Raw genomic sequence first — 25,471 nt, forward strand, 5'->3', positions numbered from 1 at the left:
CGAGCTTAAGATCGTGCTAATCTAGCTACTTAGATTTGATTTGTAGAGCGCTATGACTGGATTTGTTGGATTACACGTTCATACCGAGTACAGCCTGCTTGATGGGGCAAGCCAAATTCCTGATCTAGTTAGCCGTGCGGTGGAATTGGGGATGCCTGCGATCGCCTTAACCGATCATGGGGTGATGTATGGGGCGATCGAACTAATCAAAACCTGCAAATCTAAAGGAATCAAGCCAATTATTGGCAATGAAATGTATGTGCTTAATGGGGACATTACTAAGCAAGAGAAAAAGAAAAAATATCACCAATGCGTTCTCGCTAAAGATACACAGGGCTATCGTAATCTCGTCAAATTAACTTCCATTTCCCATTTGCAAGGCTTTCAAGGGAAAGGAATCTTTGCTCGTCCCTGCATCAGCAAAGATTATCTGCTGCAATATAAAGAAGGTTTGATACTTACTTCGGGATGTTTAGCAGGAGAAGTCCCACAGGCAATTATGAAAGGTGATCCTGAAGAAGCGAGACGGGTAGCGGCTTGGTATAAAGAACATTTTGGCGATGATTATTATTTAGAAATTCAAGATCATGGCTATCCTGAAGATCGGATTGTGAATGTGGAGATTTTCAAGATTGCAAGGGAATTAGATATTCGCGTCATTGCCACTAATGATTCTCACTTCACCTCTTGCTCCGATGTGGAAGCCCACGATGCGCTACTCTGTATCCAAACAGGAAAGCTAATTTCCGACGAGAAACGTCTCCGTTATAGCGGTATGGAATATCTCAAATCCTATGATGAGATGAAGCAGCTATTTCGCGATCATTTGGAAGATGAGTTAATTGAGGAAGCGCTCGCGAATACCCTCCATGCCGCCAATAAAGTCAAGCCCTACGACCTTATGCGCGATCCCCGTGCTGCTGACTATCCGATTCCTGAAGGACATACTGCGGACACCTATTTTGAAGAGGTCACATGGCAAGGTTTACTCCAAAGATTTAATGTCAAAACCCATGCAGAAATTCCTCAAAACTATCAAGAGCGTCTGCGCTTTGAATTGGGAATTATCATGCAAATGGGCTTTGCGACTTACTTCCTTGTGGTGTGGGACTATATCAAATATGCTAGAGATAAACAGATTCCTGTAGGTCCGGGGCGTGGTAGTGCGGCGGGTTCTCTCGTTGCATATTCCTTAGGAATTACGAATATTGACCCGATCCATCATGGACTTCTCTTTGAGAGATTTCTCAATCCTGAACGGAAGTCGATGCCTGATATTGATACGGACTTCTGTATCGATCACCGTGGCGAATTGATTGATTATGTGACTCAGCGCTATGGACAGGAAAGGGTCGCGCAGATTGTTACCTTTAACCGCTTAACTTCTAAAGCTGTGCTTAAGGATGTTGGACGAGTGCTAGATGTGTCCTACAGCGAAGCCGACAAGATGGCGAAGATGATTCCTGTGTCGCGTGGCAAACCTGCGAAGTTAAAGGTGATGATTTCGGAGGAGTCGCCAGCACCAGAATTTCGCGATCGCTATAAGCAAGATGCCAAAGTCTTTGAATGGCTAGACATGGCAATGCGGATCGAAGGTGTGAACAAAAGTTCGGGCGTTCATGCGGCAGGGGTGGTAATTTCTCCGTTTCCATTGGATGAAGTTGTACCCTTACAGCGCAGTAATGAAGGGCAAGTGGTCACCCAATACACGATGGAAGATTTAGAATCCCTTGGTCTATTAAAAATGGACTTCTTGGGATTACGGAACTTAACCACGATTGAGCATACGAGTAAGCTAATTCGAGACAATCAAGATCCGCAATTTCATATTGATGCGATCGCCCCTGATATGTCCACGGAGGCAAATCAAAAAACCTATAAGCTCTTAGAAAAAGGCGATCTCGAAGGTGTCTTCCAATTAGAATCGTCAGGTATGAAGCAGATCGTTAAGGATCTCAAGCCTTCTAATATTGAAGATATCTCTTCAATTCTAGCGCTCTATCGTCCCGGACCTTTAGATGCAGGGCTAATTCCGAAGTTCATCAATCGTAAGCATGGACGAGAAGCGATCGAATATCAGCACCATACGCTAGAACCTATTCTAAACAATACCTATGGTGTGTTATGTCTTGCTAAAGGAACTTTAATCGCTAGACCAGATGGCACAAGTACAACAATTGAGAATATTCGCAAGGGTGATCTAATTCTTTCTTCAGATGGGAAGCACGTATGGTCAGCAAAGGTTGCAAAACAATGGCAAAGCGGCATTAAATCGATTGTTAAAATCACGCTTTCAACAGGCACAGAAATTTACTGCACACCAGAGCATCGTTTTCTCACACCACAAGGCGATCAGTTTGCCTATGAATTAAAGCCATTGGGCAATATCAAGAATGCTCATGTCAACGGTTCAATCATTTATGAAACTTGGCAAACTTCTAAAAATAATAAATCACTTAACCCGAATGAAGCCTATCTATTAGGTTTATTAGTTGGTGACGGGCACTTGACCTCTAGTTCTCCTAATATTGCTTGCTCTAGTGAAGAAACTGCTATTTGGGTTGCTAATCTGATCGCTGAGACATGGAAAGGTGAACCGAAGCATTATTTTCATACCCGTTGCTGGTATGCCTATACAAAGTTCAATACGCAACCACAACCAACACCGTTAACTATTTTCATGGATAAAATCTATGGCGGTAGAAATTGGAAAGTTAATTCTAAAGATAAGCACTTACCTGTTGACATAGTTGATTATCAAGAACGCGATCGCATTGATGTTTTGCGAGGTCTATGGGATAGCGATGGTTCCTATACGCAAAATCCTTATTTTCGTAGTATTTCTACTCAACTAATTAAACAAGTAGGACTATTGCTAAGTAGTCTAAAAATTTCCTACTCATTGCATTCAACCCATGTAATGATTACGGACATTGCCCGTTTTTATCAGCTAATTGGGGAGCCAAGATTACCCAATAAACTGATTGGAGAGAAAAAGAATAATTTTGTTCCTGTTCCATCTCTAAGAATGCAGGAAGAGTTAGAAGAGGCGATCTCTACAACAGATCGAGAAAGTCGTAAAACCGCAAAACGTTCTCTGCAATCAGGAGTAATGGTTAAGCCTGTGCGATCGCAATATGCGACAAAAATTACAGGTTGGGCTGAAGCGTATCAAAAAATTTATACAGAGACATATCTACAGGATGCTCGTCCAGTATTTGTGGTATCCGTTGAAGATTGGGGAGAATCTGAATGCTTTGATATTGAAATGGCAGATCAAAGTTCTCCCTATTTTCTTGCTAATGGAGTCGTTACTCATAACTGTTATCAAGAGCAGATCATGAAAATGGCTCAGGAATTAGCGGGATATTCCCTTGGTGCTGCGGACTTATTGCGTCGAGCGATGGGTAAAAAGAAACCTGAAGAAATGGAAAAACAGCGTTCTATTTTCCTTGATGGTTGCGCGAAAAATGGAATTAGAAAAGAAATTTCTAACGATCTCTTCGATCAGATGGTTCTCTTTGCGGAGTATTGCCTCAGTTACGATACTTTGGTGCGAACTGTGGAATATGGCTTAATGCCCATCGGTAAAATCGTAGAACATCAAATTGAATGTCAGGTTTACAGTGTTGATGAGAATGGATTTGTCTATACGCAACCTATTGCTCAATGGCACGATCGCGGCAATCAAGAAGTCTTTGAGTATGAGCTAGAAAATGGCGATCGCATTAAAGCTACCAAGGATCATAAGTTTATGACCACTGATGGTGAAATGCTGGCGATCGATGAGATTTTTGAACGTGGGTTAGATTTGGCGATCGCTAGACTAAATGTTCAACTTTACTGAGTTAAAATCAGAATAGAATGTAAGCTTTGGGAGCGAAAACTAATGGTTAATGTTTTGCAAATAGGAAATGTTGGTACAGAGCTATCCAAACTCGTCCATGAGGTAAGCGATCGTCAAACTCAAATCGTGATTGAATCAGAAGGTAAGCCTGTGGTGGCAATGGTTCGTTATGATTATTTGGTGAATTTACTTGAAGCGTTAGAGGATGCGATCGATAGCAAGTTCTTAAAACAGGCTGTTGCTGGTAATGATGAGTTTTTTAGCTTTGAGGACGTTATCGCGGCTCACAATAATGCTCATAACGTAGAGGTGCGATTAGAGGACTTTGCAAAAGTATGAGCGATCGCTATACATTACAGTTTGCTAGAGATGCGAAAAAATCGCTTGCAGATTTACAACCAAAACAATTCAAACAAATTGCAACTAAAATTTTTGCATTGCTAGAAAATCCTCAACCACAGGACTGTAAAGCATTGAAGGGATATCCTAATGGTTATCGTGTTGACTCTGGTGAGTATCGAATTTTGTATACTTTGGAAGATGGGGAAATTCGGATTTTTAGAGTTGGGAAACGAAATGATGATGAAGTCTATCGCAATTTGTGATTAGGGTGCATAAGTTTATGACGACTGACGGTGAGATGCTGGCGATCGATGAGATTTTTGAGCGTGGGTTAGATTAGGTGATTGCTAAGGCTTTTTAGAGTTGCGCGATCTTCTTTGGCTTGTTCAATATTATTAAGGTAAAATCAGAATAAATAATGAATTTAGCCTAATTTTTATTGGTTTGATTTATTTGTTGCCACAAAATTAGATCTTTCAACAACGGACGAAGATATGAGTAATGAGTCTGGACTTTCCATCAAGAAGCCTGTTCCTGTACTTCAGAAATCGATTACGTTGAATTTTAAGGATTTTTCTAAGGCGTTAGGCAAAGTAGGCATAGACGTTGCTTTTGGCAAGTGGGATAGCATTGGAGGGGATGGGATTGACGCTCTTGCTGCATTAGGTTTAGCCGCAGGTGCTGAAGAAACTTCTTGGTTGTTGGTTTATCGCTCGTTGCTTCAGGCGATGAAGACTTTAGTTGATGAAAAAACGGAATTAGAGTCGAGCAAGTTTAATTTCAAATTACTACAGGAGCAAATCAATGCTGCTCTAGCAAACAGTAGTTTATCGATCAACAACGATTTTTTTGAACATCCTGAAAGATCATCGGTTATTGAAATAATTCAACCACCTTTTGCTGAGTGGCTACAAGGTTCTGGGTTGAGTGAGGTAGAAGCAGGTGCAATTAGCCATCGCCTACCAATTTATTTTGCATTGGCGTTACAGGATGAATGGGGAAAGCATTCAAAGGAATATGGTGCGCTTAAAGAAAAGCTGGATACTCCCTTTACTAAAGCTGATGAACGGGCAAGGGGTTGGTTGCGCTATTTAACTTGGTTACAAAAGCAGGTTGAAGAACCGATGTTTTTGGAAGCTTTCAGTTTGAAGCAAGTGTTTGTGCCGCTTCGGGCTTACTACGAGCGCAAAGTAGAAAATCAAAAAGATGACGATCTCGAAGGGAGGAGCATGGGAAGCAAACAATGCGAAAAAGTTGTTGTTGATTTGGAAACTGAGTTAGAGAACTGGTTAAGTAAACCCAAAAAAGAAGATGCTATTCGACTCATTAGTGGGGGACCAGGGAGTGGCAAGTCTTCTTTGACCAAAATATTTGCCTCGAAGTTGGCTGAGCAGGGCAGTATCAAAGTTTTGTTTATTCCGTTGCATCACTTCGAGCCATCGGAGGATCTGATTGATGCGGTGGGGAAATTTGTAAATTTAGATGGTTTCTTACCCCACAATCCTTTGGATACCGATCATCGAGAAGATCGCCTGTTGATTATTTTTGATGGCTTGGATGAGTTAGCGATGCAGGGCAAGATTGCGGAGAAAACGGCTCAGGACTTTGTGCGTGAGGTACAGCGCAAAGTAGATAGATTTAACCAGCAGAAAGCCTGTTTACAGGTGTTAATCAGTGGTCGGGAACTGGTGGTACAGGCAAATGAAACTGCTTTTCGGAAAGAAGGACAAATTTTGTATGTGCTTCCTTACTTTTTAGCTGAAAATGAGCGCGAACAGTATCTCGATCCTGAAAAGCGACTAGAGCAAGACCAAAGACAGCTTTGGTGGCAGTACTACGGTAAAGCAAGTGGGCGTGGTTATGATGGTTTACCACTAGAGCTAGACCAAGGAAATCTAACCGAGATTACGGCGCAACCATTGCTTAATTACCTAGTTGCGCTGAGCCTTCAGCGTGGTGAGTTAAAGTTTTCAGAGGAAACCAATCTGAATGTTGTATATGCTGATTTGCTCAAAGCCATTCATGAAAGGGGTTGGGCTGGTTATCAACACGCTGCAATACAGGGGATTGAAGAGAAAGACTTTGTGAGGGTGTTAGAAGAAATTGCTCTTGCTTCTTGGCATGGGAATGGGCGAACTACTACTGTCAAGGACATTGAAAAGCACTGCGATAATAGTGGGTTAAAAAGTCTGTTAACTCGTTTCCAAACTGGGTTTCAAGAGGATTCAAAAACTAGTGTTACGCGCTTATTGACTGCGTTTTACTTCCGTCAAAGTGGACATGATCATTCGGGTGAAAATACTTTTGAATTTACTCACAAAAGTTTTGGTGAATATCTGACGGCAAGACGGATTATACGAGAGGTAATGCTTATTGACAAAAAGTTAGCAGAGCGTAAAAACGATCCAGATGAAGGATGGGATGAACGTCAAGCATTGCATCGATGGGCGCTACTCTGTGGCGCATCCGCAATGGATGAATATTTATTCAACTTTGTGATGGATGAAGTGCGTTTACAGATGTTGCATGATTCCTCTGAGGTTGCGAAATGGCAGAAAACATTTTGTGAGCTAATTGGATTCATGATGAAGCATGGAATGCCAATGGAACGTTTAAGTCCTAGACCAGACTTTCAGGAAGAAAATCGACAAGCTTGCAATGCTGAAGATAGCTTACTGGCTGTTTTAGGCACTTTTCAGCGTTCGACTAAAACAATATCAGAAATTCAATTCCCCACCGTGCAAGCTTTTGGATCTTTGCTAGCAAGACTTCAGGGGCAAAGAATAGGTAATTCTAATCCTATGTCTTTTTATTGTCTAAGCTATTTAAATCTATCAGAATGTATTTTGCACGTAAGAGATTTTTATGAGGGGGATTTTAGCGATTCTGATCTGCGATACTCAAGATTTGTTTTAGCTTGCCTTACGAAAGCAAATCTTGTGAAAGCAAATCTCGCAGAAGCAATTCTCGCAGAAGCCAATCTTGAAGGAGTAAATCTCACAGAATCCAATCTTGTGAAAGCAAATCTTATGAAAGCAAATCTCACAGCAGCAAATCTTGTGAAAGCAAATCTCACAGCAGCAAATCTTGTGAAAGCAAATCTCACAGCAGCCAATCTTGAGTTAGCCAATCTTGAAGGAGCCAATCTTGAAAGAGCCAATCTTGAAAGAGCCAATCTTGAAAGAGCCAATCTTGAAGGAGCCAATCTTGAAGGAGCCAATCTTGAAGGAGCCAATCTTGAAGGAGCCAATCTTGAAGGAGCCAATCTTGAAGGAGCAAGTCTTGAAGGAACAAATCTTACAGGGACAATTCTAGAGGATAAAGAAGTTATTCAAGAAGAATTGTCTGTTAAATGAGATCTAATCAAAACAATAGGTGAAGTGTCACAACTCAATTACCATATATATTTCACCACATCACTCATCCCAATTCGCCGCCACACCTTGCAGAACTTGCAGAAACAACTGCTCATATTCGCGATCAGCGATCCGTCCGACTTACCACCAAACAAACCCTTCAACCAACTCATCACGCACCCAACCTCGCTATAAGCTCCTGAAATTTTAGCAATTTTTTCCGTAGGGGCTAAGCATTCCCACAAATGTTTATGAATTTTTAAATACCCTCAAATTGGGAATGCTTAGCCCAAAGCCTCACACATTAGCCCAAAATCCCAAACCGCAGGAATAATTTATCGATAAAAGCAAAGAGGGTTCAGCATTTGCAGATCGAGATTTTTTGTGGTGTGTTTTGCGATCGCAGCGCAAATGCTAAACCCCTACATTTGGGATGTGGGCGATTGGATGTATTTAATTAATGTGTTGGGCGATCGCTGCATCTATCGACATATCTCGACTTGCCGCAACCTCTTCAAGAGATCGCTGAATGCATCTTACTGGAATTCCTTTAATCATAATGACCAGCGATCGCAAATATATAAACGTACTTATCATCGAATTTATAGACGAGTCGATCTTTCTGAGAAATTCGCCTTGACCATAAGCCAGACAAATTATGCTTTAGCGGCTCTGGTTTACCTATACCCTTAGCAGGATCGTCCCGCAGTAACTCTTTGATGATTTTACAAAGATTCTTGTGAAGGTTCTTATCTTTCTGTCTGAGATCCTCATAAGCCTCCCATGTATCACCCTCAAAAACTAAGTATCTCATCCATCTCTTCCTTACTAGGCTGATAACCTTGTCGTTCTTCATGGGTTGCCATAGAACGAGATATCTGTTTCATAAGATCATCATTTTGTAAAACAAACAAAGTTTCCTGATATTGTTCCCAATCTTCAGAACTAATTGCCGTAAAACTTGATTGCTTAGCAAACTGCCAAATCTGCATAAATCTAATCAGCGATGATTCAGGTGCTTGCTCAATTTCGCGAATTAATTGCTCTTTGATCGTCATACATTTATCCTCCTTGCCATTTAAGCATAGCTTATAAATTTTTACCGAGCTATACATAACAGCGATCGCCTAAGAGTTTTAATAACCTCTGCTCATCCCAATTCTCCGCAACACCTTGCAGAACTTGATCAAATAACTGCTTGTATTCGCGATCGGTTAAAGGAACAAGAGACTGCGACCTGTCCGATTTACCACCAAACAAACCCTTAAACCAACTCATCACGCACCCAGCCTCGCTATAAGTTCCTAAAATTTTAGCAATTTTTTCCGTAGCGGCTAAGCATTCCCGAAAATGTTTATGATTTTTTAGATACCCTCAAATTGGGAATGCTTAGCCCAAAGCCTCACACATTAACTCAAAATCCCCAACCGCAGGAATAATTTATCGCTAAAAGCAAAGAGGGTTCAGCATTTGCAGATCGAGATTTTTTGTGGAGAGATTTGCGATCGCTAAATTTTTTAAGCGTAGTTTCTATTAGATTTCTATCAACTTAGCCACATTCTTGATAGCTATAGGACTGTAATTTGTAAATGTGATAGAACAATTGCCAAAAGTACTTCTCGGTCAAGCCGCAAGTAGATGCACCACGAAGTACCACATTGGAATACCAATCATTCGGCGCAAGTTCGCGAGCAAGCTTATTAACAACGCTATAGGTTCTCACATTTGGATAAACCTTGTCATCAACAGTGACATTGATCAACTCATGTTGATAGCCACCGTGCGATACATCTTCACGAATATCCAAGCGATCGCTTAAACGCATCGGTAAGCAATATAAAACCCCTTCTACATAGGAATTGGGATCTTTAACAATATCTAAGCAACCACAACCACGATGAGGCGATCGATAGTAAAAACCAAGTTTATAACCACTTAAACGCGCCACACCAACAACATAGTTATGAGTTGGCTCACCCAGAGTTCTCTTTAAATCCACAGGACACATACAGGAGCCATAAGCAAAGTAGTAAAACATCGGCTCAGATTGACGACATAACTGCGAATCAGGATTTGCTGAAGTCTGTAACTGTTGTATCTGCTGTGATTTAAGCGAATCTACCATATCTGTTGCTTGGCAAAAACTATTTAGTATTCTGGGATACCTACAAGAAGTATAGGGCTTTGTGTATGCTCATCAGAATTAACTATTAGACGAGTTTTTTAGATCCTTATAGACCCTATTGATAGGTTAACTAACTGAGTATGTCGCACATAATTAGAAAAAAATATGCCTGAGTATACAAAACACGATTCGGAACCAGAAAATTTCTTAGATGCTCAAGCTCAGGAAACTCAGTTATCTAACAAGACTTCTTTATGGGATTTAGCCTTAGTTTTTGCCAAATTAGGAACGATCGCCTTCGGAGGTCCTGCTGCCCATATTGCTCAGATTGATTTAGAAGTAGTCCAAAATCGTCGCTGGCTCAGTCGAGAGAAACTTTTGGATATGTTGAGTATTAGCAATTTAATCCCTGGACCAAACTCAACGGAGTTAGCAATCCATGTGGGTTTAGAACAAGCAGGATGGCAAGGGGCAATCGTAGCGGGAGCTTGCTTTATCATTCCTGCGATGCTGTTGGTATGGGGATTAGCAATTATTTATATGGAATACCAAACAGTGCCTGCGGTTGGTTGGTTGCTGTATGGAGTCAAACCTGTAATTATTGCGATTATTGCTCAAGCGCTATGGAAGCTAGGAAAATCAGCATTAAAAAATATCCCAACTTGGTGCGTAGGCATTTTCGTTTTAGGTTTATATTTTCTCAAAATCAATGAAATTGTGCTGATGCTAGGGGCAGGTGTTGCTATTAGTCTAGTAGGTAATTTATCTAAAGGAAACTCCAAATCCCTCTCAATCTTCCTTTTTCCTCTTTCCTCTTTTCCCTTAGGAGCGATCGCTACTGAAGCCCATCCTAAAACTTGGACAGCCGTATTTCTCAGCTTTCTCAAAATCGGCTCTGTTCTCTATGGTAGTGGCTATGTACTGTTAGCTTTTGTACAACAAGAATTCGTCGATCGCACCCATTGGCTAACTTCACAACAGTTATTAGATGCTATAGCGATCGGGCAGTTTACCCCAGGTCCAGTATTAACTACAGCTACGTTTATCGGTTATATCTTGGCAGGGCATTTGGGCGCGATCGCCGCCACGATTGGAATTTTTTTGCCAGCATTTATTCTCGTTCCTGCCATTAATCCCTTTGTCTCCCAACTACGAAAATCTCCTTGGACAGCAGGTTTTCTTGACGGAGTGAATGCAGCTTCCATTGGTCTAATGGCAGCCGTAGCTTGGGAGCTAGGACGTGGCACTTTGATTGATATTTGGACAATCGTGATTGCGATCGCTAGTCTTGCCATTCTCCTGAAATTTCCTAAAGTTAATTCAGCTTGGTTAGTAATCGCTGGCGGCGCGATCGGTTGGCTGCTTAAGTTTAATCATTGACTTAAAACTCAATGATATTCTTCTCACTTGTACTAGCACCAGTACCAGAGAGATCAAGATAATTAACTTCTATCTGTTTACGAATTTCCGCTTTACGTTGTCTTGCTTCCTTAATTTTGGCTTGACATTCATAACCAAACTCTGGATTAGCAATTACATCAACAGTTTGATATTTGCTGAGCCAGTCCTTTTCATGTTTCTCGCACATGATGTATTGAATCTTGGCGATCGCAGTTCTGACAACAATTTGCGGACGCAATAAACCAATACGGGAGTTTTCATCAAGCCAGAGTAAATGCTGCAATTGTTGGGCAACATCTTCCTTCTCGGCACAGAGAATCTGTAATTGCTGCACTAAATGATCGGGATAGGGTTCTTCGGCAGCAAGGGAAGTTTTGTTTGCTTGGAGCAGATTGAGAATTGTTTGCCAAAGATAGCGATGATTAGATTGCGTAAATTCAATATTCTCTTCTTCGGCAATCTCTTGATATAAATAGGCGCGATGCTGGGGAAAATGGAGATAGATTTGTAAAAGTTGAGTTTCGGCAATATGTAAGGCGTTGGTGGTAGTGGTCAGAGAAGGGGCAGGCTTATTGCTATTCCAGCGTGTATTGCGTAACTGGCGGCGGAGATCTTGCTCTAGGCGCAATGCTAAATAGGAATTTCCTTGGGATAACTTTTGAGCAGAAGTATGAATGTAATGGGTGCGAAAAAAGGAATCAACGGGTAGATTATTTAATAATTGGGCGATCGCTTGACTACTCTTTTGAAAGCGATCGGCTTGGTTAAGATCCTGCCCTGCAAGGATTTGATCAATCTGCCAATCGAGAAATAGGGACGCATTTTTGAGCAAATCTCGATATGCCTCAGCGCTGTGTTGTTTGAGATATTCATCGGCATCTTTGCCATCGGGCATCGTCAACACCCGTAATTGCACCATGCCGTTAAAGACTAATTCCTTAAAACCTGCGATCGCCTTTTCTGCTGCCGTAATTCCTGCCTTGTCCGCATCGAAGTTTAAAATTACATTTTTCGATTCGGTATAGCGCAGTAGTTGCTTCATTTGGTCGGCATTGAGGGCGACACCCATCGTGGCGATCGCTTGACCAATTCCTGCTTGATGCAACGCGATCGCATCAAAATAGCCTTCCACCACAATCGCTTGATCGGATTTGGCAATTTCATCTCGTGCCTTATCCATCGCAAAGAGAACTGTCCCCTTACTAAAGAGTTCCGTTTCAGGAGAGTTTAAATATTTAGGTTCTTCATCACCAAGGGAGCGCCCACCAAAGGCAATTACCCGACCGCGAGTATCGTGAATGGGAATCATCAAGCGATCGCGAAAGCGATCGTAAAAGCCATTACCTGTTTTACGCGGCACGATTAGCCCCGCTTCTTCCACTAACTTCATGGGAATCTGTTTTTGCTGCACTAGATATCCCGTCAGGGTTTCCCAACCCGCAGGCGCATAACCCAGTTGAAATTTCTGAATTGTCTCTTTGCTCATTTGCCGCTTTTCGGTGAGATAAGCTAGAGCCTCACGTCCCTGTGGCGCATACAGTGCATGTTGATAAAAACTTGTCGTTAATGCCATCACCTCGTATAGGCGATCGCGATGGGAAATTTGACGCTGGATTTCCTTCGCTTTTTCTGGCTCAACGGTTTGAATGGGAACGTTATAGCGTTTTGCTAAATCTAAAACTACGTCAGAGAACGATCGCTTATCGATCTCCATTAAGAACTTAACTGCACCACCTGCTGCCCCACAGTTAAAGCAGTGATACATTTGCCGCGATGGATTAACCGTTAAAGCTGTGGCGTTTGTCCCATTATGAAAAGGGCAGGCTCCCCGAAAATTCGCCCCACTTTTGCGTAGCACAACTCGTTCAGACACGATATCTACAATGTCTGCTCTTTGACTTACTTGGTCAATAGTATCTTTGTGGATCTGGAATTGTGCAGACATGATCGCGATCGCCTATTTGAAAACCGCAGTTATGTTCTTATTATTTTATCGCAGTCAACATCATAATTTCTGATCCCCTAAATTGATAGTCATAAAGATAATCGGCGCTTCGCACCGACTATCCTTTTAAATTACCCCTAAAGATGGTTGGCGCTTTGCGCCAACCATCTTTTTAAATTACTTCATTAACAGGGAAGCGATCTATTAACTGAGCAGCTTGTTTGGCGGTTTGATAAAGCTGTGATGGCAAATTCGGCACATGGGGAATTTGGTATAGCAAATCAATAGTGCGGCGCATGAGGCGCACAATATCACCTTCATCAAGATTTGTGTTTTGACATAGCTCCACCCATTCCATTCCCAACGCCCACTGCTCGACTAGTCCCGTCAGCTCGTAATCTAACCATGCAGGAATATCGACTAAATGACGACGCTGTACCTGCATCAACTCACGACGGCGATCGCGTAAACCATCGAGGGCATCTTCAACCGTTGGCGATAAACCAAACTTGATCCAGTTGTCTGGACGACTATTTTCACTAACGATCGCGGCGCAGACAGTAGCAAGATGATGGGGTAAGAGATTATCTAACTCGCCTGAAATCAGGGCTAGTGCTAACCAAAGTTCATTTTCACCCCGTAATGCGGCGACAACTTGACCCGTTGCCGTCGGCTGAGTTTCTTGAAGGCAGCCATAGGATTGCAGAATATTGACTAAGCTCATGAACTCTTGCCAATGTCTCTGTCGGCGTTCATTGACCACCTTTTGCTGAAATTCGATTTGGCGTTGCAACTGTTCGAGGCGATTTACTTTTTTGAATACTGCACCGCGATCGCTCATTTTCGAGACAGGATGCTTATCCATTTCCGATTCGATCGCCATCACTTTTGCCTGTTGCTTGATCACTTCAGGAGCTAAATCTGGATCGGGCAGTGGCGTAATTTTTTGGGCGATCGCTAAACTAGTCTCATCGCCATCAATGGATTGCCCCGGTTTTAATGTCAACTTGGCTGGATATTCGATATCACCGTCAAGTAGTAAATCACTACCAACGAGGACAATATCTTTGTAACCTGCCACATACCAGCGATTATCGCGCCCAAGACAGACAAACCAAGGGAATTGTCCAGAACCTTGCACCTTTGCTGCCAGCACCGTATGTACGATCAAGCCTTTATTGGTGCGAATTGTCAGCGGTGAACCTGATAGTAAATAGGGCGCATAGGATGCTAAATCATGGAGACGGGTCTCTTCAGCTTGCTGGGCAAGAAGCTTGAGCAGTCGCCGTTCTTCTCGAAGGCGATCGCGTAATTTGTCATAAACTTCCAATTGTTTCAAATCAACGGAAGCAAGATCCTTTTCTAATTTAGCAATTTGTTCTATTACCAATTCTAGATTCTGGATTTGAGGTGCAAGATTAAGATCAGCGAGATATTGACCAAAGCTACGCTCTACCAGATCTCTAGCTTGATCGAGGGAGTGAGTTTGCAGCAAGTTCATCACCATCCCGTAGCTAGGTGCAAACTGGCTCACGAGCGGATCAGCAGAGGATGTGGCAAGATGGGCGGCTTCCTTCGCACCTTCAAAGGGAGTTTGTACTGTCACAACATAGCCAACTTCATCCATTCCTCTTCGTCCTGCTCTGCCTGCCATTTGCAGAAACTCCGAAGCAGTAAGCAACCGATGTCCGCGATCGGTACGTTTGGAAATACTGGAAATCACTGTAGTTCTAGCGGGCATATTAATTCCTGCTGCCAGAGTTTCCGTCGCAAATACAACTTTAATTAGACCTTGTTGAAACAACTCTTCGACAAAGCCTTTCCATGCGGGTAAAATCCCTGCGTGATGGGCGGCGATGCCACGATAGAGGGCATCAATATGCAGAGGTTTACCAATCTCAGGATTCGCAGCGATGAAGGCATCAATTTGGGGTTTGAGGCGCAGTGACTCTTCGGCATTAACGAGAGAGACATTACCTAAATCGGCTACGGACTTATCACAACCCCGACGGCTAAAGATGAAGTAGATTGCGGGGAGCATATCTCGCTGACGTAGATGGGAAATGACGGCTCCGATCGCAGGAACAATTTTATGTCTTTCTTCTTTGGTTGGTGGTTTATTGGTAAGAGGCTTGAGGCGCGGATTAATTTTTTGATTGGAACTGTCTAATAGAGGGAAGAAACCTTTGCTATTACAAAAAGAATGTTGTAGAGGAACTGGTCGAAAATCTGAATAGATTAATTCTGTATCACTATGTACTTTGTGAATCCAGTCGGTTAGTTGTTGGCTATTTGCCACGGTTGCTGAGAGTGCCACCAACTGCACTTCCGCAGGACAATACACAATGGATTCTTCCCAAACTGTACCGCGTTGGCGATCGTTCATGTAGTGGCATTCATCCAGTACTACCACTTCCACGTCCGTGAGGGAAGTACCCACTTCACCAATGGGAGTGCCATAGAGCATGTTCCGAAAGATCTCGGTGGTCATCACCAAAATCGGTGCATCACGATTTACAGAGGTATCCCCCGTTAGCAAGCCCACATTGCTCTCTCCAAACTGTTGCCGAAAGTCGCGCAATTTCTGGTTGGAGAGGGCTTTGAGAGGCGTGGTATAAAAAACGCGCCGATTGCCTGCTAGTGCTGCATGGATAGCATATTCGCCGATTAAGGTTTTTCCTGAACCAGTGGGCGCACAAACAACGACCGACTTACCTGCTTGCAAGGCGGCGATCGCCTGTAACTGAAACTGGTCAAGTTGAAATGGATATAGTTCTTGTGGGTCTAATGCTTGCACGCACTTCTGCCTGAGTAAATATACTTGAGTCTGATTCTATCTTTTCGCTAATTACGGTGCTGGGCGTAGCAATTAACGAAAATTTAAAGATTGAGCGAGTTGCAAGTGACTGTAAATACTTGCTTAGCCTTCTATAGTATCCCATTGCTTAGAATTGCCAAAACTAATACCAATAGGACTGTAAGTAGCTGAGCGCAATTAAATATAAAACTCCAAAACCTGTAGCGCACGCTGCGCGTGCGCTACAGGTTTTGGCTCTATAGCCAAATTTTGTTTAGGGACGCACATGAATTAAAAGAATGAAAAGGGTTGCTTTGCAACCCTTTTCATTCTTTTAATTCATGCTTAAGGCTTACCGATCTCCTTAAGGACAATATTATATTGTTCTAAATCACCTTGCTGCTTAAAGAGTTCAGCAGCTTTCTTTAAGTCTGATTTTTCTCCCTGTTTGTCTTTTAAATTAGATTTGGCTAAACCACGATTGTAGTAGGCGGCGGCAGCACTTCTAATTCCCCAATTGCGATCAATCTTCAGCGCTTCGTTATAATCAGCGATCGCTCCCTTCGGATCACCTAAGGTATATTTCGCAACCCCACGATTGTAGTAGGCAAGAGCAAAGTCGGGCTTAAGGCGAATCGCTTCATTCCAGTCTGTGATCGCGCCCTGATAATCTTTTAAGGTGTACTTTACGAGACCGCGATCGCTATAGGCTTTAGCATCATCGAGTTGAGAGCTGATCGCTTGCTTGTGATCATCCTTCTTAGCAGCTTCGCGATTGTAAGCATAAAGAAAATATTCAGGATTGAGCCTGATTGCGTCACTCCAGTCCACGATCGCCCCTTTGTAATCTTTCTTCGCAGCTTTTTCGCTACCACTGTTGGCTAGGGCTTGGGCTTTGATATCTTTGTCGGATTTAGGTGTTGGTGCAATCTCACTTGTTGGCGTTAAAGCAGGATTGTCTGTCTTGGGTTGGAGTAGAAAATAGGTTACTGCTGCCAATCCACCAACGAGCAAAAAGACAACTATGAAAACTACGATTTTTTGATTACTTTTTGCCATAGCTTGAGATTAATGAGTCGAAGCGATTATTGAGTTGTTTTAGAAGATGATCTAGTTCATCATTTATTTCTCTGTTAGTCTCCATACGCCATCCCAGTCATCCTCAGGAGCATTAAGCAAGAAGTGTTGACAACGGGTAATATGAATATTTGCAGCCTTATTACTCTTGTCCAGCTCTAGCACCTCGGCAAATTCAGCCACCGCTTTACTAAACTTGCGAGCGAGGTAATGCTCACGCCCTGCATGATAATGCTCAATAATCCGCGTTTGAATTTCACTTAGAGGATCGGACTTTAAACCGATTAATTCATAAACACTGACGGGCTGATTTTTTCCCTTAACTTGGATGCGATCCAGTTCGCGTACCCAGATGCGATCGCCACAAAGTTTGTAGGTAGTCTCGCTAATAATGGCATCAGTACCATATTGTTTACTAGCTCCCTCCAGCCTTGAGCCAAGATTGACCCCATCACCGATCGCTGTAAATTCCATACGCCGTGTTGAGCCAATATTGCCACTGATCACCGTATCGGAGTTAATGCCAATCCCGATTTTGATCGTTGCCATATCGATTTCTTTCTGGGTCTGAGGCTTTAGCTTCTCGATACGCTTGATATTAAACTCTTGCAGACGATGGCGCATATCGATCGCCGTCTGCACAGCCATCCACGCATGATCGGGAATTGGCAGAGGTGAGCCAAAGACCGCCATAATTGCATCACCAATATACTTGTCGAGTGTGCCTTTGTAATTAAAGACCGCCTCCACCATCGTTTCAAAATACTCGTTCAGCATCATGACCACATCTTCGGCAGCGAGGGATTCCGTCAACGTCGTATAGCTGCGAATATCAGAAAAGAGTACTGAAACCTCTTTGCGATCGCCACCCATTTTGGCATCACCACCCGCTAAGAGCTGTTCCGCCAGTTCTTGAGTCATGTAGCGGTACATCGTACTTTTCAGCCGTTTTTCTTGGCTAATGTCTTCCATGACTACGAGTGCACCGCGGACACCTTCACCCTCATCACCTTCGGACATAGTATTGATGGAGATATTGATGCTGTGCTGCTCACCATCGGTAGAACGGAGGGTTTGGTCAGGATAATATTGCTTGCGAGACTTATCATCGCCACCCGCTAAGCTAGTATCAAACCACTTTGTAAAGTTGGCAGTTTCAATATCAATGAGTTCATAAACTGATCGCCCTTCGAGGGAAGTATTGCCCACGCCGAGTAAGTCATAGGCTCGTTCATTTGCGGCGATGATTTTGCCATGCTTATCCGTAGAGATCACACCATCGGATAGACTCCGCAGAATATCCTTCTGCATTTGCTGCTCTTGTTTGACCTTCGCGAACAATTTGGCGTTTTCCAGAGCTACGCCAGCTTGTACGTTGAAGACCTTCATAAATTCTTCGTCATTGCTATTAAAGCTAGCTTTGAAGCGATCGGGAGCTGCGGGCCATTTGGTGGGATCATATTCAGGAAAATCACCACGCTGCACTTTGTTAACCAGTTGCGTAACCCCAATCAATTCTTTATTGGAGTTAAAAATTGGCATACAAAGCAAGCTGCAAGTACGATAACCGTTGGCTTGATCAAATTTCTTCGAGTTATCGGCATCGGGATGTTCGTAAAGGTCAAAGGGAATATTTAATACTTCGCCTGTAATCGCCACACGCCCTGCATAACCGACACCCATTGGCACGCGCAATTCTTTGGTTAAGCCATGTTGATCGACAATTTGTGTCCAGAGATCGTTACGATCGCGATCGATTAACCACAATGTACTGCGATCGGCATTCATCAGGAGCTTGGCTTCATCCATGACCTTTTTCAAGGTTGCCTCTAGGTCTAAACTCTGTCCTAGGGACATCGCCGCTTTCATTAGCGCATCCGCAGCACGTTGCTTTTGGGCAGCAGAATAAAAAGCCTGTGAGCTTTCTAAAATGAGCCGCATTGATGGCGCAAACTGAGCAAATAGGGCTTGATCTTCCTCGGTAAAGCCAATGTTATCGACGCGATCTTCTAGGGGAATTGAAGGATCATTAATCTGTAATTTATTGATTAGTTGCACCACAGCCACTAGTTGATCGTTATCGTTCAACAAGGGCATGGCAAGCATAGAATAGGTACGATAGCCTGTGCGCTCAAATTGCTTCTTGGCTTGAGCCGATCGCGGATCGTCAAAAAAATCGAAGGGAATGTTAACGATACGTCCGTAGGTAGCAACTTCACCTGCGATGCTGGTTGGCTCAGTGGAAATGCGAATTTCAATATTCTTGCCATCTTCGCTGGGTACATTCGTCCAGAGTTGATTTTTATCGGCATCTAATAAAAAAATTGTGGTGCGATCGGCGGAAAGTAGTTCACCAATTTTGCCGCGAATCGCTTGCAGCATTTCATCAAGGATCACATCAAAATCGGTATTGAGCATTCCGAGGGTTTGATTGACGATCCTCAGCCTTTGTTCAACATCATTAACAACTTGGCTGAATTTTTCGGGAGTTAGTGGGGCAAGTACGGATGCAAAATTACCAGCCTTTGTTACAGCTAAAGCGCTGGAAGTAGGATCGGAATTATCTGGAAAACTCGATGGAACTAATGACGTTTGGCTGTGCTTGGCAGATGGAAATTCACTCTCTGCAATCACATCAATCGTAGCGGGCGTATCTATGGATGGTATGCGAGAAGGGGGTGATTGTGTCATATCAGCACTAAGATTTTCGGTTAGTCCCAACTTTAAAATTCTTGATGTTTCAGACTTGATGTTGATCCAAGCACTCTTGTTCCACTTTTATAGGTTTTCTTAGGACTAAGTAAAGTCACTCTGTAGTCAACCAGATAGTCAAACAGAAAAAAATATCTTAGCATCCCTCAGATTGTGAGCGCAAACCTAGAAGATCAAGGCGGCGCTTTGCACCACCTTAGATACTAATGGTCATGTTTAAGGCGATTAGGCTCAAGTCGGTTCAGGATCATATCGAGAAGGCGATCGCTAATATCTTCGGGCGTTTCATCGGCATTGACCATGATTGAGATGTCTGCTTGGGCATAGCGATCGCGCCTTTGTTCATAGATATCGCTCAAGCGTTGCAAAGGATCTTCAGTTTGCAAGAGGGGACGATGCTCAGATTCGTTTTTAAGGCGATCATACAAAATTTCGACGGGGACATCGATCCAAACGACGATGCCATCGTGCAAATGTGACCAATTCAGCGATCGCAGGACAATGCCACCACCTGTCGCGACAACTAAACGGGTATAGGCCGATAATTGTGAAAGTACCTGCTGTTCGAGATCACGAAAAGTATCTTCGCCATCATCGGCAAAAATTTCAGTAATTGATTTGCCTGCACATTGCTCGATCAATGGATCCGTATCGACAAAGTTGTAATTTGCTTTGTGCGCTAAAAGCTTGCCGATGGTGCTTTTGCCAGCCCCCATCATTCCAATCAAAAAAATATTCGTTCCGTTGAGCATTTACTTAGGATTCTGCGATTTAATAAAGAACCAATTTTTTTGTATTGTGGCAAGGTCACAATACAAAAAAATTGGTTCTTTATTTTACTGCACGTCCCTTAGAGTAAAAAATTAGCATAGGCATCGCTTAGAAGCGTCTATTCCCATCATTCTAAGAAAGTGGTTTAAAAATCACCTAGAATCATTTATTGTCATCCTGACGTTTGTTGTGAAACTGAAAAAGAGTACGTTGTGAATGCTGAACTCGCGCATGGTCTTGTCTCGCAAAAGTTGGTTTATCGGTTTAGGAGTTGTCAGTGTTGCCGCGATCGCTAATGCGCTGTTTTCACTGGAACATGATTGGCACTTGCTCACTATTAGCACCCTGATGGTTGGTGGCACACTTTTGTTCGCAAATGTGCGCCAGAGTTTTGCGGCAGTGGTTGATCAGCCCCAAGTCATTGATCGCAATTTTTTGTTTAAAGAATTGCAACAGGTGCAGAAGGCGATCGCTAAAATTGCTGATGCTAATAAACGGGCAGACTTAAACGAGCAAGCTCAACAAATTACCAGCAATTTACAAAAAAATAATTTTCGGATCGTTATTTTTGGTACTGGCTCCGCAGGTAAGACCTCAGTAATTAATGCTCTATTGGGGCGCAAGGCAGGCACGACGGGAGCAGCGATCGGCACAACGATTACTCGCGAAGAATATAGCTATCAAGGTATTGATTTCTCGCCTGTCGGGATCACCCCGATTCATACTGAAAAGATCAAGCGTCAAGTTTCTCTGTTAGATACATCAGGGATACAGGAAATGGGCGAAATGGGGCAAGCGCGTGAGTTAGAAGCCCTAAAACTTGCTCAAAATGCAGACCTTATGGTGTTTGTGACTTCAGGGGATTTGACTAATACTGAATATTGTGAACTCGATCGCCTTGCAGGTTTGGGTAAGCGCGTCATTCTTGCCTTTAATAAAACGGATTTATATTTACCAAGCGATCGCGAACAGGTTTTAACGAAACTCAAGGAACGCACTCAGCAATTTTTAACAGCACCTGATATTGTGGCGATCGCCGCCAAGCCAAGTCCCATCAAAGTGCGTCAATATGCCAATGCCGAAGCTTCGGTCAGTCATAACGCTAGCCAAGAATGGTGGGAAGATGTGCCACCCGATGTGTCAGCTTTGAAAGAACGTATTGAAACAATTTTGTCTAACGAGTGGGAAGAGCTACTAATTCATAACACCCATCTCCAAATCCAAAACCTGCTACATGAAATCAATGGCACAATTAACCAAGAACGCCGCCAAGATGCCACCACAATCATCAATCGCTACCAAGTACTTGCTGCTACTACGGTTTTTGCAAATCCAATTCCTGCAATTGATTTACTCGCAGGAGCTGCCATTAATACCCAAATGTTGATCGATCTCGCCAAAATTTATGATCGTCCCTTAAATTTCAAACAGGCTCAGCAACTTACAATGACGATTGCTCAGCAATTATTACAACTTGGCTGCATCGAGATTGCCACTTCCGCGATCGCTTCTTGCTTTAAGGTAAATGCGATCACCTACGCGATCGGTGGTTCGATGCAGGCAGTTACAGCCGCCTATCTGACCCATATTGGCGGGATGAGTTTTGTGGAATATCTAGAGCAGCAACCTCAAGCCGCTATCAGTGATAATCCTGAAATCACCAACAAACTGCAACAAATATGTGACAGGACATTTAAAGCATTACAAAGCGATCGCTTCTTCATTGATTTTGTCACCAATATTTCCAGACGTATCGCCATCACATAAAAACAAAAAAGCCTCGCATTGCGAGGCTTTTTTGTCGGTTAGTGAAAATTATAGGTCGCCACTGTTAGCGGATAGTAAGAAGATGATGACGGGGCCAGAGATAACAATCAAAGCTAAGCTGGTCAATTGAAAAATTAGCTGAAAGTTGATGCTCGACAAGGCAGAAGTTACAAAGTCCATAGCAGTTTTCTTAAATATGATTAATTAATCGAACAAAATTCTAGAGTTATTCTAGCAAGCATCGCTACTCAAAAAAACGTCTCCCGCACATAAAACTAAAAGAACATGAGTTCAATGTAATCATTTGCGCCATGCTTTGCACTGTGCAAATAGTAGAAAATGGTAAGAACCGCTTTGTGATTCTTACCATTTTCTACTTGTGTCGAATTGATATAAAAACAGCGTAGTACTGCAAAGTAGCACCACCCTCTTTTTTACGGTTTTGATAAAGAAGCGCTATCATTTGAAATACATACATCCACAATTGGTAAGAGTTATACCTGTGCGTTATCGAATTTGGTTGCTGTCAATTCTTGCGTCTGTTAGCGTTGGAGCCTCTCCACTACTCGCTCAAGCCCTTCTACCCCATACAACTCGGATTAACTTTGGCAACTTAGAAGAGCAAGCGCTCAACTTGGCAAGGGAGGCAGCACAACTTGCTCAATTTGAACAATTTGATTTGGCTTTGCCCCGTGCGCGTCTCGCTGCCCAATTAGCACCTAAAGCCTTCCAGACTCAAGGAATTCTCGGTAGTATTTACCTACGCCAAGAGAAATATGCTGAGGCGATCGCTGCCCTAACTACGGCAAATACGCTCAAAAAGGATGAACCCACAATTTTATTTAGCTTAGGGGCTGCCTATCTGCGTAACAAAAACTATCCTGAAGCCATCGGCAACCTCAAAAAAGGTTTAGCGCTTGAGCCAAAAGCGGCTTCGGCGATGTTTGATCTCGGCAATGCCTATTTCTTAACAAAGCGTTATGACGAAGCAGTAACTATTTACAATGATGTCCTCACCCTTGATACAAAATTCTGGGCAGCTACGAACAACATTGGTTTAGTTGAATATGAGCGGGGCAATATCGATCAGGCAATTACCAAATGGCAAAATTCGCTCAAGCAAGCTGAAAAAGTTGAGTTTCTAGCGGCTGAGCCAACCCTTGCCCTTGCGACTGCTTTTTACCGCAAAGGCGATCGCGACAAGGCAATTCAGCTAGCAGTTCAGGCGATGAAAATTGATCCGCGCTACGGCAAAGTTTCCTATTTAGTAGAAAATCTGTGGGGTGATCGCTTAGTTGCGGATGTGCAGTTAGTTTTGTCGCACCCTCAAGTCAAGCAAATTTTGGACGAGAGCGACCTTTCCACACGCCAAGTCCCAAAATTACGTCGTAACTAACAATTTTGTATTTATACCAAGAAGAGAATTGCGGCGCTTCGCGCCGCAATTCTCTTCTTGGGTTTTGATTTTTAAGGCTTGAGTTTGAGTTGCTCCACATTCCACAATGCGCCTGTCACGCCAGTACTACCAGCAAGGGCAGATGGTTGGACATTTTCTACGCGATCGCGGACAGCTACTAAGTATAGGGGAACCGTTAAATGAATAAGCGGTAACTGCTCCTGTACTAACTGCTGATATTCAGCATAGATTTCTTTGCGCTTGGTTTCATCGAGTTCTTGAGCACCCTTAATCATGAGATCGTGAATTTTTTGTTCCCAGTCAGCGACCTCGCGATCGGGAAAAGGTTTTTCATCCCCAACGGGTCCCTTATTAAACAGATGAGAGTCGCCATCAGTTGCCCACAGATTAATGCCACTATTGGGTTCTGCGCCACCAGTAAATCCGAGGAGTGACGCATCCCACTGCTTAGAGTTATCGAGCTTATCCGTAATAATCCGAAAATCAACGGGATTAAAATCAACTTTCATCCCAATTTTTTCGAGGTCATTTTTAATTTGTGCTCCCATTGCGACCCTACCACCTGTGGGAGCCATCAAGGTAAAGCGGACTAGATTTCCCTGAGCATCAAGTAACTGCTGTTCGGAATCATATTTATATCCTGCCTGTAAGAGAATTTCCTTTGACTTCTCAGGCTGATAATCATAAACCTTGAGTCCCTTTTCGGGAGGTAAGAAATAGGGACTAGGAATAGAAATTGGTGAGTTTTGCGTTTGAGCTAAACCACGAGAAAGATTGGTAATTATCGCTTCGCGATTAATAGCATAGGCAACTGCACGACGGAAGTTGACATCATTAAACCATTTCGATTTGATCGGTTCTACGAAGGGTTGATTGGTTTTCGGATCTTTACCTTTGTTGAGGTTAAACATCAAGAATGCTTGTCCTGTAGCAGGTCCAGCATTGTAGATTTTGTAGCGATCGCGCTTTTCAAACCGCTTGAGTAGTTGGTAATCTTCTCCACGCAAACGATACATATCGAGATCGCCTGAACGAAACCGCAATAGAGCTGTGTCAGGAGATTCCACAATCTGCATTACCAACTTGTCAATGTAGGGAGTTCCCTTTTTCCAATAGTAGGGATTGGGTTTATAGATTAACCGTTCCGATGGGCGATATTCTTGAATGAGATAGGGTCCATTCCCCACTAGCTGGCTCACAGGAGTACTGAGAGTCCATGTTTCTAGGAACTTTAGTTTTTTGTCAGTAGAGCTTTCTGTGAGGGTTGGCGCAAAAACATGCTTAGGCAAAATACCAGTGCCGCCAATGGTTCGTAGGGCTGGCGCAAAGGGTTCATCCATAAAGAAAGAGATGCGGCGATCGTCTAACTTCTCAACTTTAGGTAAAGTCTGTGACTTGCCAATTCTTAATACGTCTCGACTGCCTGAAGGAATCTTCTCATTGAAAATGATGTCTTTGAAAGTAAATAGCACATCATCGACAGTGAGTGGATATCCATCTGACCATTTGAGATCTGGACGCATCGTGAAAATAAGTTGCTTTCCATCTTGTTGAAATTCCCATTTCTCAGCTAGTTCAGGATCTAGGTCTTTAGTAATCGCGTTTTCAGTAATCAGACCAGCTAGGGTATAGCCAATCGCAATACTACTGTAGGCATCATTAATTAAAACAGGATTAAAGGTTTTAATATCACTATCTAATGGAACTACTAAGCGATCTTTGAGAACTTCCGATTTAATCGAGCAACCCCAAAGCAGCAGCGAACACATGCCGATAATCAGCAGCAATAACATTGCTTTCCACTTTTTGACCTTAACCCGTTTCGGCATACTTCTTTTCACGATCGCCATCTTTCCTCAAAAAATAAACACTAGTATCTGAACAAGTTAATAGCTAATTACTAATAGCTAATTA

At 42.9% G+C, this 25,471-nt stretch carries 19 protein-coding genes and 1 pseudogene; 8 read left to right on the forward strand and 12 right to left on the reverse strand.

Annotated features, from left to right (window positions below; all coding sequences use genetic code 11):
• Positions 1 to 52: 52 nt before the first annotated feature.
• The 5 genes and pseudogenes from dnaE to NMG48_RS16885 all read left to right on the forward strand — a co-directional run.
• Positions 53 to 2,122, forward strand: a pseudogene (dnaE, locus tag NMG48_RS21850) (DNA polymerase III subunit alpha); the annotation flags it as partial.
• Entirely contained in the window at positions 2,120 to 3,847 is a 1,728-nt protein-coding gene (locus NMG48_RS21855) for an LAGLIDADG family homing endonuclease (RefSeq protein WP_441339196.1), read from the forward strand. The pseudogene dnaE and the gene NMG48_RS21855, both read left to right, overlap by 3 nt.
• 42 nt (positions 3,848 to 3,889) lie before the next feature.
• Complete coding sequence (locus NMG48_RS16875) at positions 3,890 to 4,186, forward strand: hypothetical protein (RefSeq protein WP_271252619.1); 297 nt, start codon at positions 3,890 to 3,892, stop codon at positions 4,184 to 4,186.
• Complete coding sequence (locus tag NMG48_RS16880) at positions 4,183 to 4,452, forward strand: type II toxin-antitoxin system RelE family toxin (RefSeq protein ID WP_055076953.1); 270 nt, start codon at positions 4,183 to 4,185, stop codon at positions 4,450 to 4,452. The genes NMG48_RS16875 and NMG48_RS16880 overlap by 4 nt, the downstream gene beginning before the upstream one ends.
• Before the next feature lie 231 nt (positions 4,453 to 4,683).
• A complete protein-coding gene (locus NMG48_RS16885; RefSeq protein WP_271252620.1) occupies positions 4,684 to 7,545 on the forward strand; it encodes a pentapeptide repeat-containing protein in 2,862 nt (953 codons plus the stop codon).
• Between the two features lie 38 nt (positions 7,546 to 7,583).
• Here NMG48_RS16885 and NMG48_RS16890 read toward each other — a convergent pair whose 3' ends face one another.
• From NMG48_RS16890 to NMG48_RS16910, 5 genes are all read right to left on the reverse strand, one after another.
• Positions 7,584 to 7,718 (reverse strand): hypothetical protein, encoded by a 135-nt coding sequence (locus tag NMG48_RS16890; RefSeq protein ID WP_271252621.1) that lies wholly within the window; start codon positions 7,716 to 7,718, stop codon positions 7,584 to 7,586.
• A 377-nt stretch (positions 7,719 to 8,095) separates the two neighbouring features.
• Positions 8,096 to 8,359, reverse strand: coding sequence for a Txe/YoeB family addiction module toxin (locus tag NMG48_RS16895; protein WP_271252622.1), 264 nt, complete (start codon positions 8,357 to 8,359; stop codon positions 8,096 to 8,098).
• Positions 8,340 to 8,603: a hypothetical protein gene (locus NMG48_RS16900; protein ID WP_271252623.1), complete on the reverse strand. Its 264-nt coding sequence runs from the start codon at positions 8,601 to 8,603 to the stop codon at positions 8,340 to 8,342. Before NMG48_RS16900 ends, NMG48_RS16895 begins: the two co-directional genes overlap by 20 nt.
• Positions 8,604 to 8,652: 49 nt before the next feature.
• Positions 8,653 to 8,823, reverse strand: coding sequence for a hypothetical protein (locus NMG48_RS16905; RefSeq protein WP_271252624.1), 171 nt, complete (start codon positions 8,821 to 8,823; stop codon positions 8,653 to 8,655).
• Between the two features lie 271 nt (positions 8,824 to 9,094).
• Positions 9,095 to 9,670, reverse strand: a complete 576-nt coding sequence (locus NMG48_RS16910) for a gamma-glutamylcyclotransferase family protein (RefSeq protein ID WP_271252625.1) — start codon at positions 9,668 to 9,670, stop codon at positions 9,095 to 9,097.
• Between the two features lie 165 nt (positions 9,671 to 9,835).
• Between NMG48_RS16910 and NMG48_RS16915 the strand changes: the two genes are divergently transcribed.
• Positions 9,836 to 11,050, forward strand: coding sequence for a chromate transporter (locus NMG48_RS16915; RefSeq protein WP_271252626.1), 1,215 nt, complete (start codon positions 9,836 to 9,838; stop codon positions 11,048 to 11,050).
• 1 nt (position 11,051) lies between these two features.
• Here the strand turns inward: NMG48_RS16915 and dnaG are convergent, their stop codons facing one another.
• The 5 genes from dnaG to NMG48_RS16940 all read right to left on the reverse strand — a co-directional run bounded on the left by dnaG (position 11,052) and on the right by NMG48_RS16940 (position 20,354).
• A complete protein-coding gene (gene dnaG / locus NMG48_RS16920; protein WP_271252627.1) occupies positions 11,052 to 13,016 on the reverse strand; it encodes a DNA primase in 1,965 nt (654 codons plus the stop codon).
• 172 nt (positions 13,017 to 13,188) lie between these two features.
• Positions 13,189 to 15,813, reverse strand: a complete 2,625-nt coding sequence (locus NMG48_RS16925) for a DEAD/DEAH box helicase (RefSeq protein ID WP_271252628.1) — start codon at positions 15,811 to 15,813, stop codon at positions 13,189 to 13,191.
• A gap of 345 nt (positions 15,814 to 16,158) precedes the next feature.
• Positions 16,159 to 16,872 (reverse strand): tetratricopeptide repeat protein, encoded by a 714-nt coding sequence (locus NMG48_RS16930; RefSeq protein ID WP_271252629.1) that lies wholly within the window; start codon positions 16,870 to 16,872, stop codon positions 16,159 to 16,161.
• Between the two features lie 63 nt (positions 16,873 to 16,935).
• On the reverse strand, positions 16,936 to 19,581 hold the full coding sequence (locus NMG48_RS16935) for an adenylate/guanylate cyclase domain-containing protein (RefSeq protein ID WP_271252630.1): 2,646 nt from the start codon (positions 19,579 to 19,581) through the stop codon (positions 16,936 to 16,938).
• A 224-nt stretch (positions 19,582 to 19,805) separates the two neighbouring features.
• Positions 19,806 to 20,354, reverse strand: coding sequence for a shikimate kinase (locus tag NMG48_RS16940; protein WP_271252631.1), 549 nt, complete (start codon positions 20,352 to 20,354; stop codon positions 19,806 to 19,808).
• A 235-nt stretch (positions 20,355 to 20,589) separates the two neighbouring features.
• Between NMG48_RS16940 and NMG48_RS16945 the strand changes: the two genes are divergently transcribed.
• A complete protein-coding gene (locus NMG48_RS16945; RefSeq protein ID WP_271252632.1) occupies positions 20,590 to 22,140 on the forward strand; it encodes a YcjF family protein in 1,551 nt (516 codons plus the stop codon).
• 48 nt (positions 22,141 to 22,188) lie between these two features.
• Here the strand turns inward: NMG48_RS16945 and psb30 are convergent, their stop codons facing one another.
• A complete protein-coding gene (psb30, locus tag NMG48_RS16950) occupies positions 22,189 to 22,320 on the reverse strand; it encodes a photosystem II reaction center protein Ycf12/Psb30 (protein ID WP_126386416.1) in 132 nt (43 codons plus the stop codon).
• Positions 22,321 to 22,642: 322 nt separating this feature from the next.
• Between psb30 and NMG48_RS16955 the strand changes: the two genes are divergently transcribed.
• Entirely contained in the window at positions 22,643 to 23,536 is an 894-nt protein-coding gene (locus NMG48_RS16955; protein ID WP_271252633.1) for a tetratricopeptide repeat protein, read from the forward strand.
• A gap of 71 nt (positions 23,537 to 23,607) precedes the next feature.
• On the opposite strand, the gene NMG48_RS16960 is transcribed toward NMG48_RS16955, so the two are convergent.
• Positions 23,608 to 25,407: an ABC transporter substrate-binding protein gene (locus tag NMG48_RS16960; RefSeq protein ID WP_271252634.1), complete on the reverse strand. Its 1,800-nt coding sequence runs from the start codon at positions 25,405 to 25,407 to the stop codon at positions 23,608 to 23,610.
• Between the last annotated feature and the right edge of the window lie 64 nt (positions 25,408 to 25,471).

The organism is Pseudanabaena sp. Chao 1811 (genome assembly GCF_027942295.1).
In the GTDB taxonomy this organism is placed as follows: domain Bacteria; phylum Cyanobacteriota; class Cyanobacteriia; order Pseudanabaenales; family Pseudanabaenaceae; genus Pseudanabaena.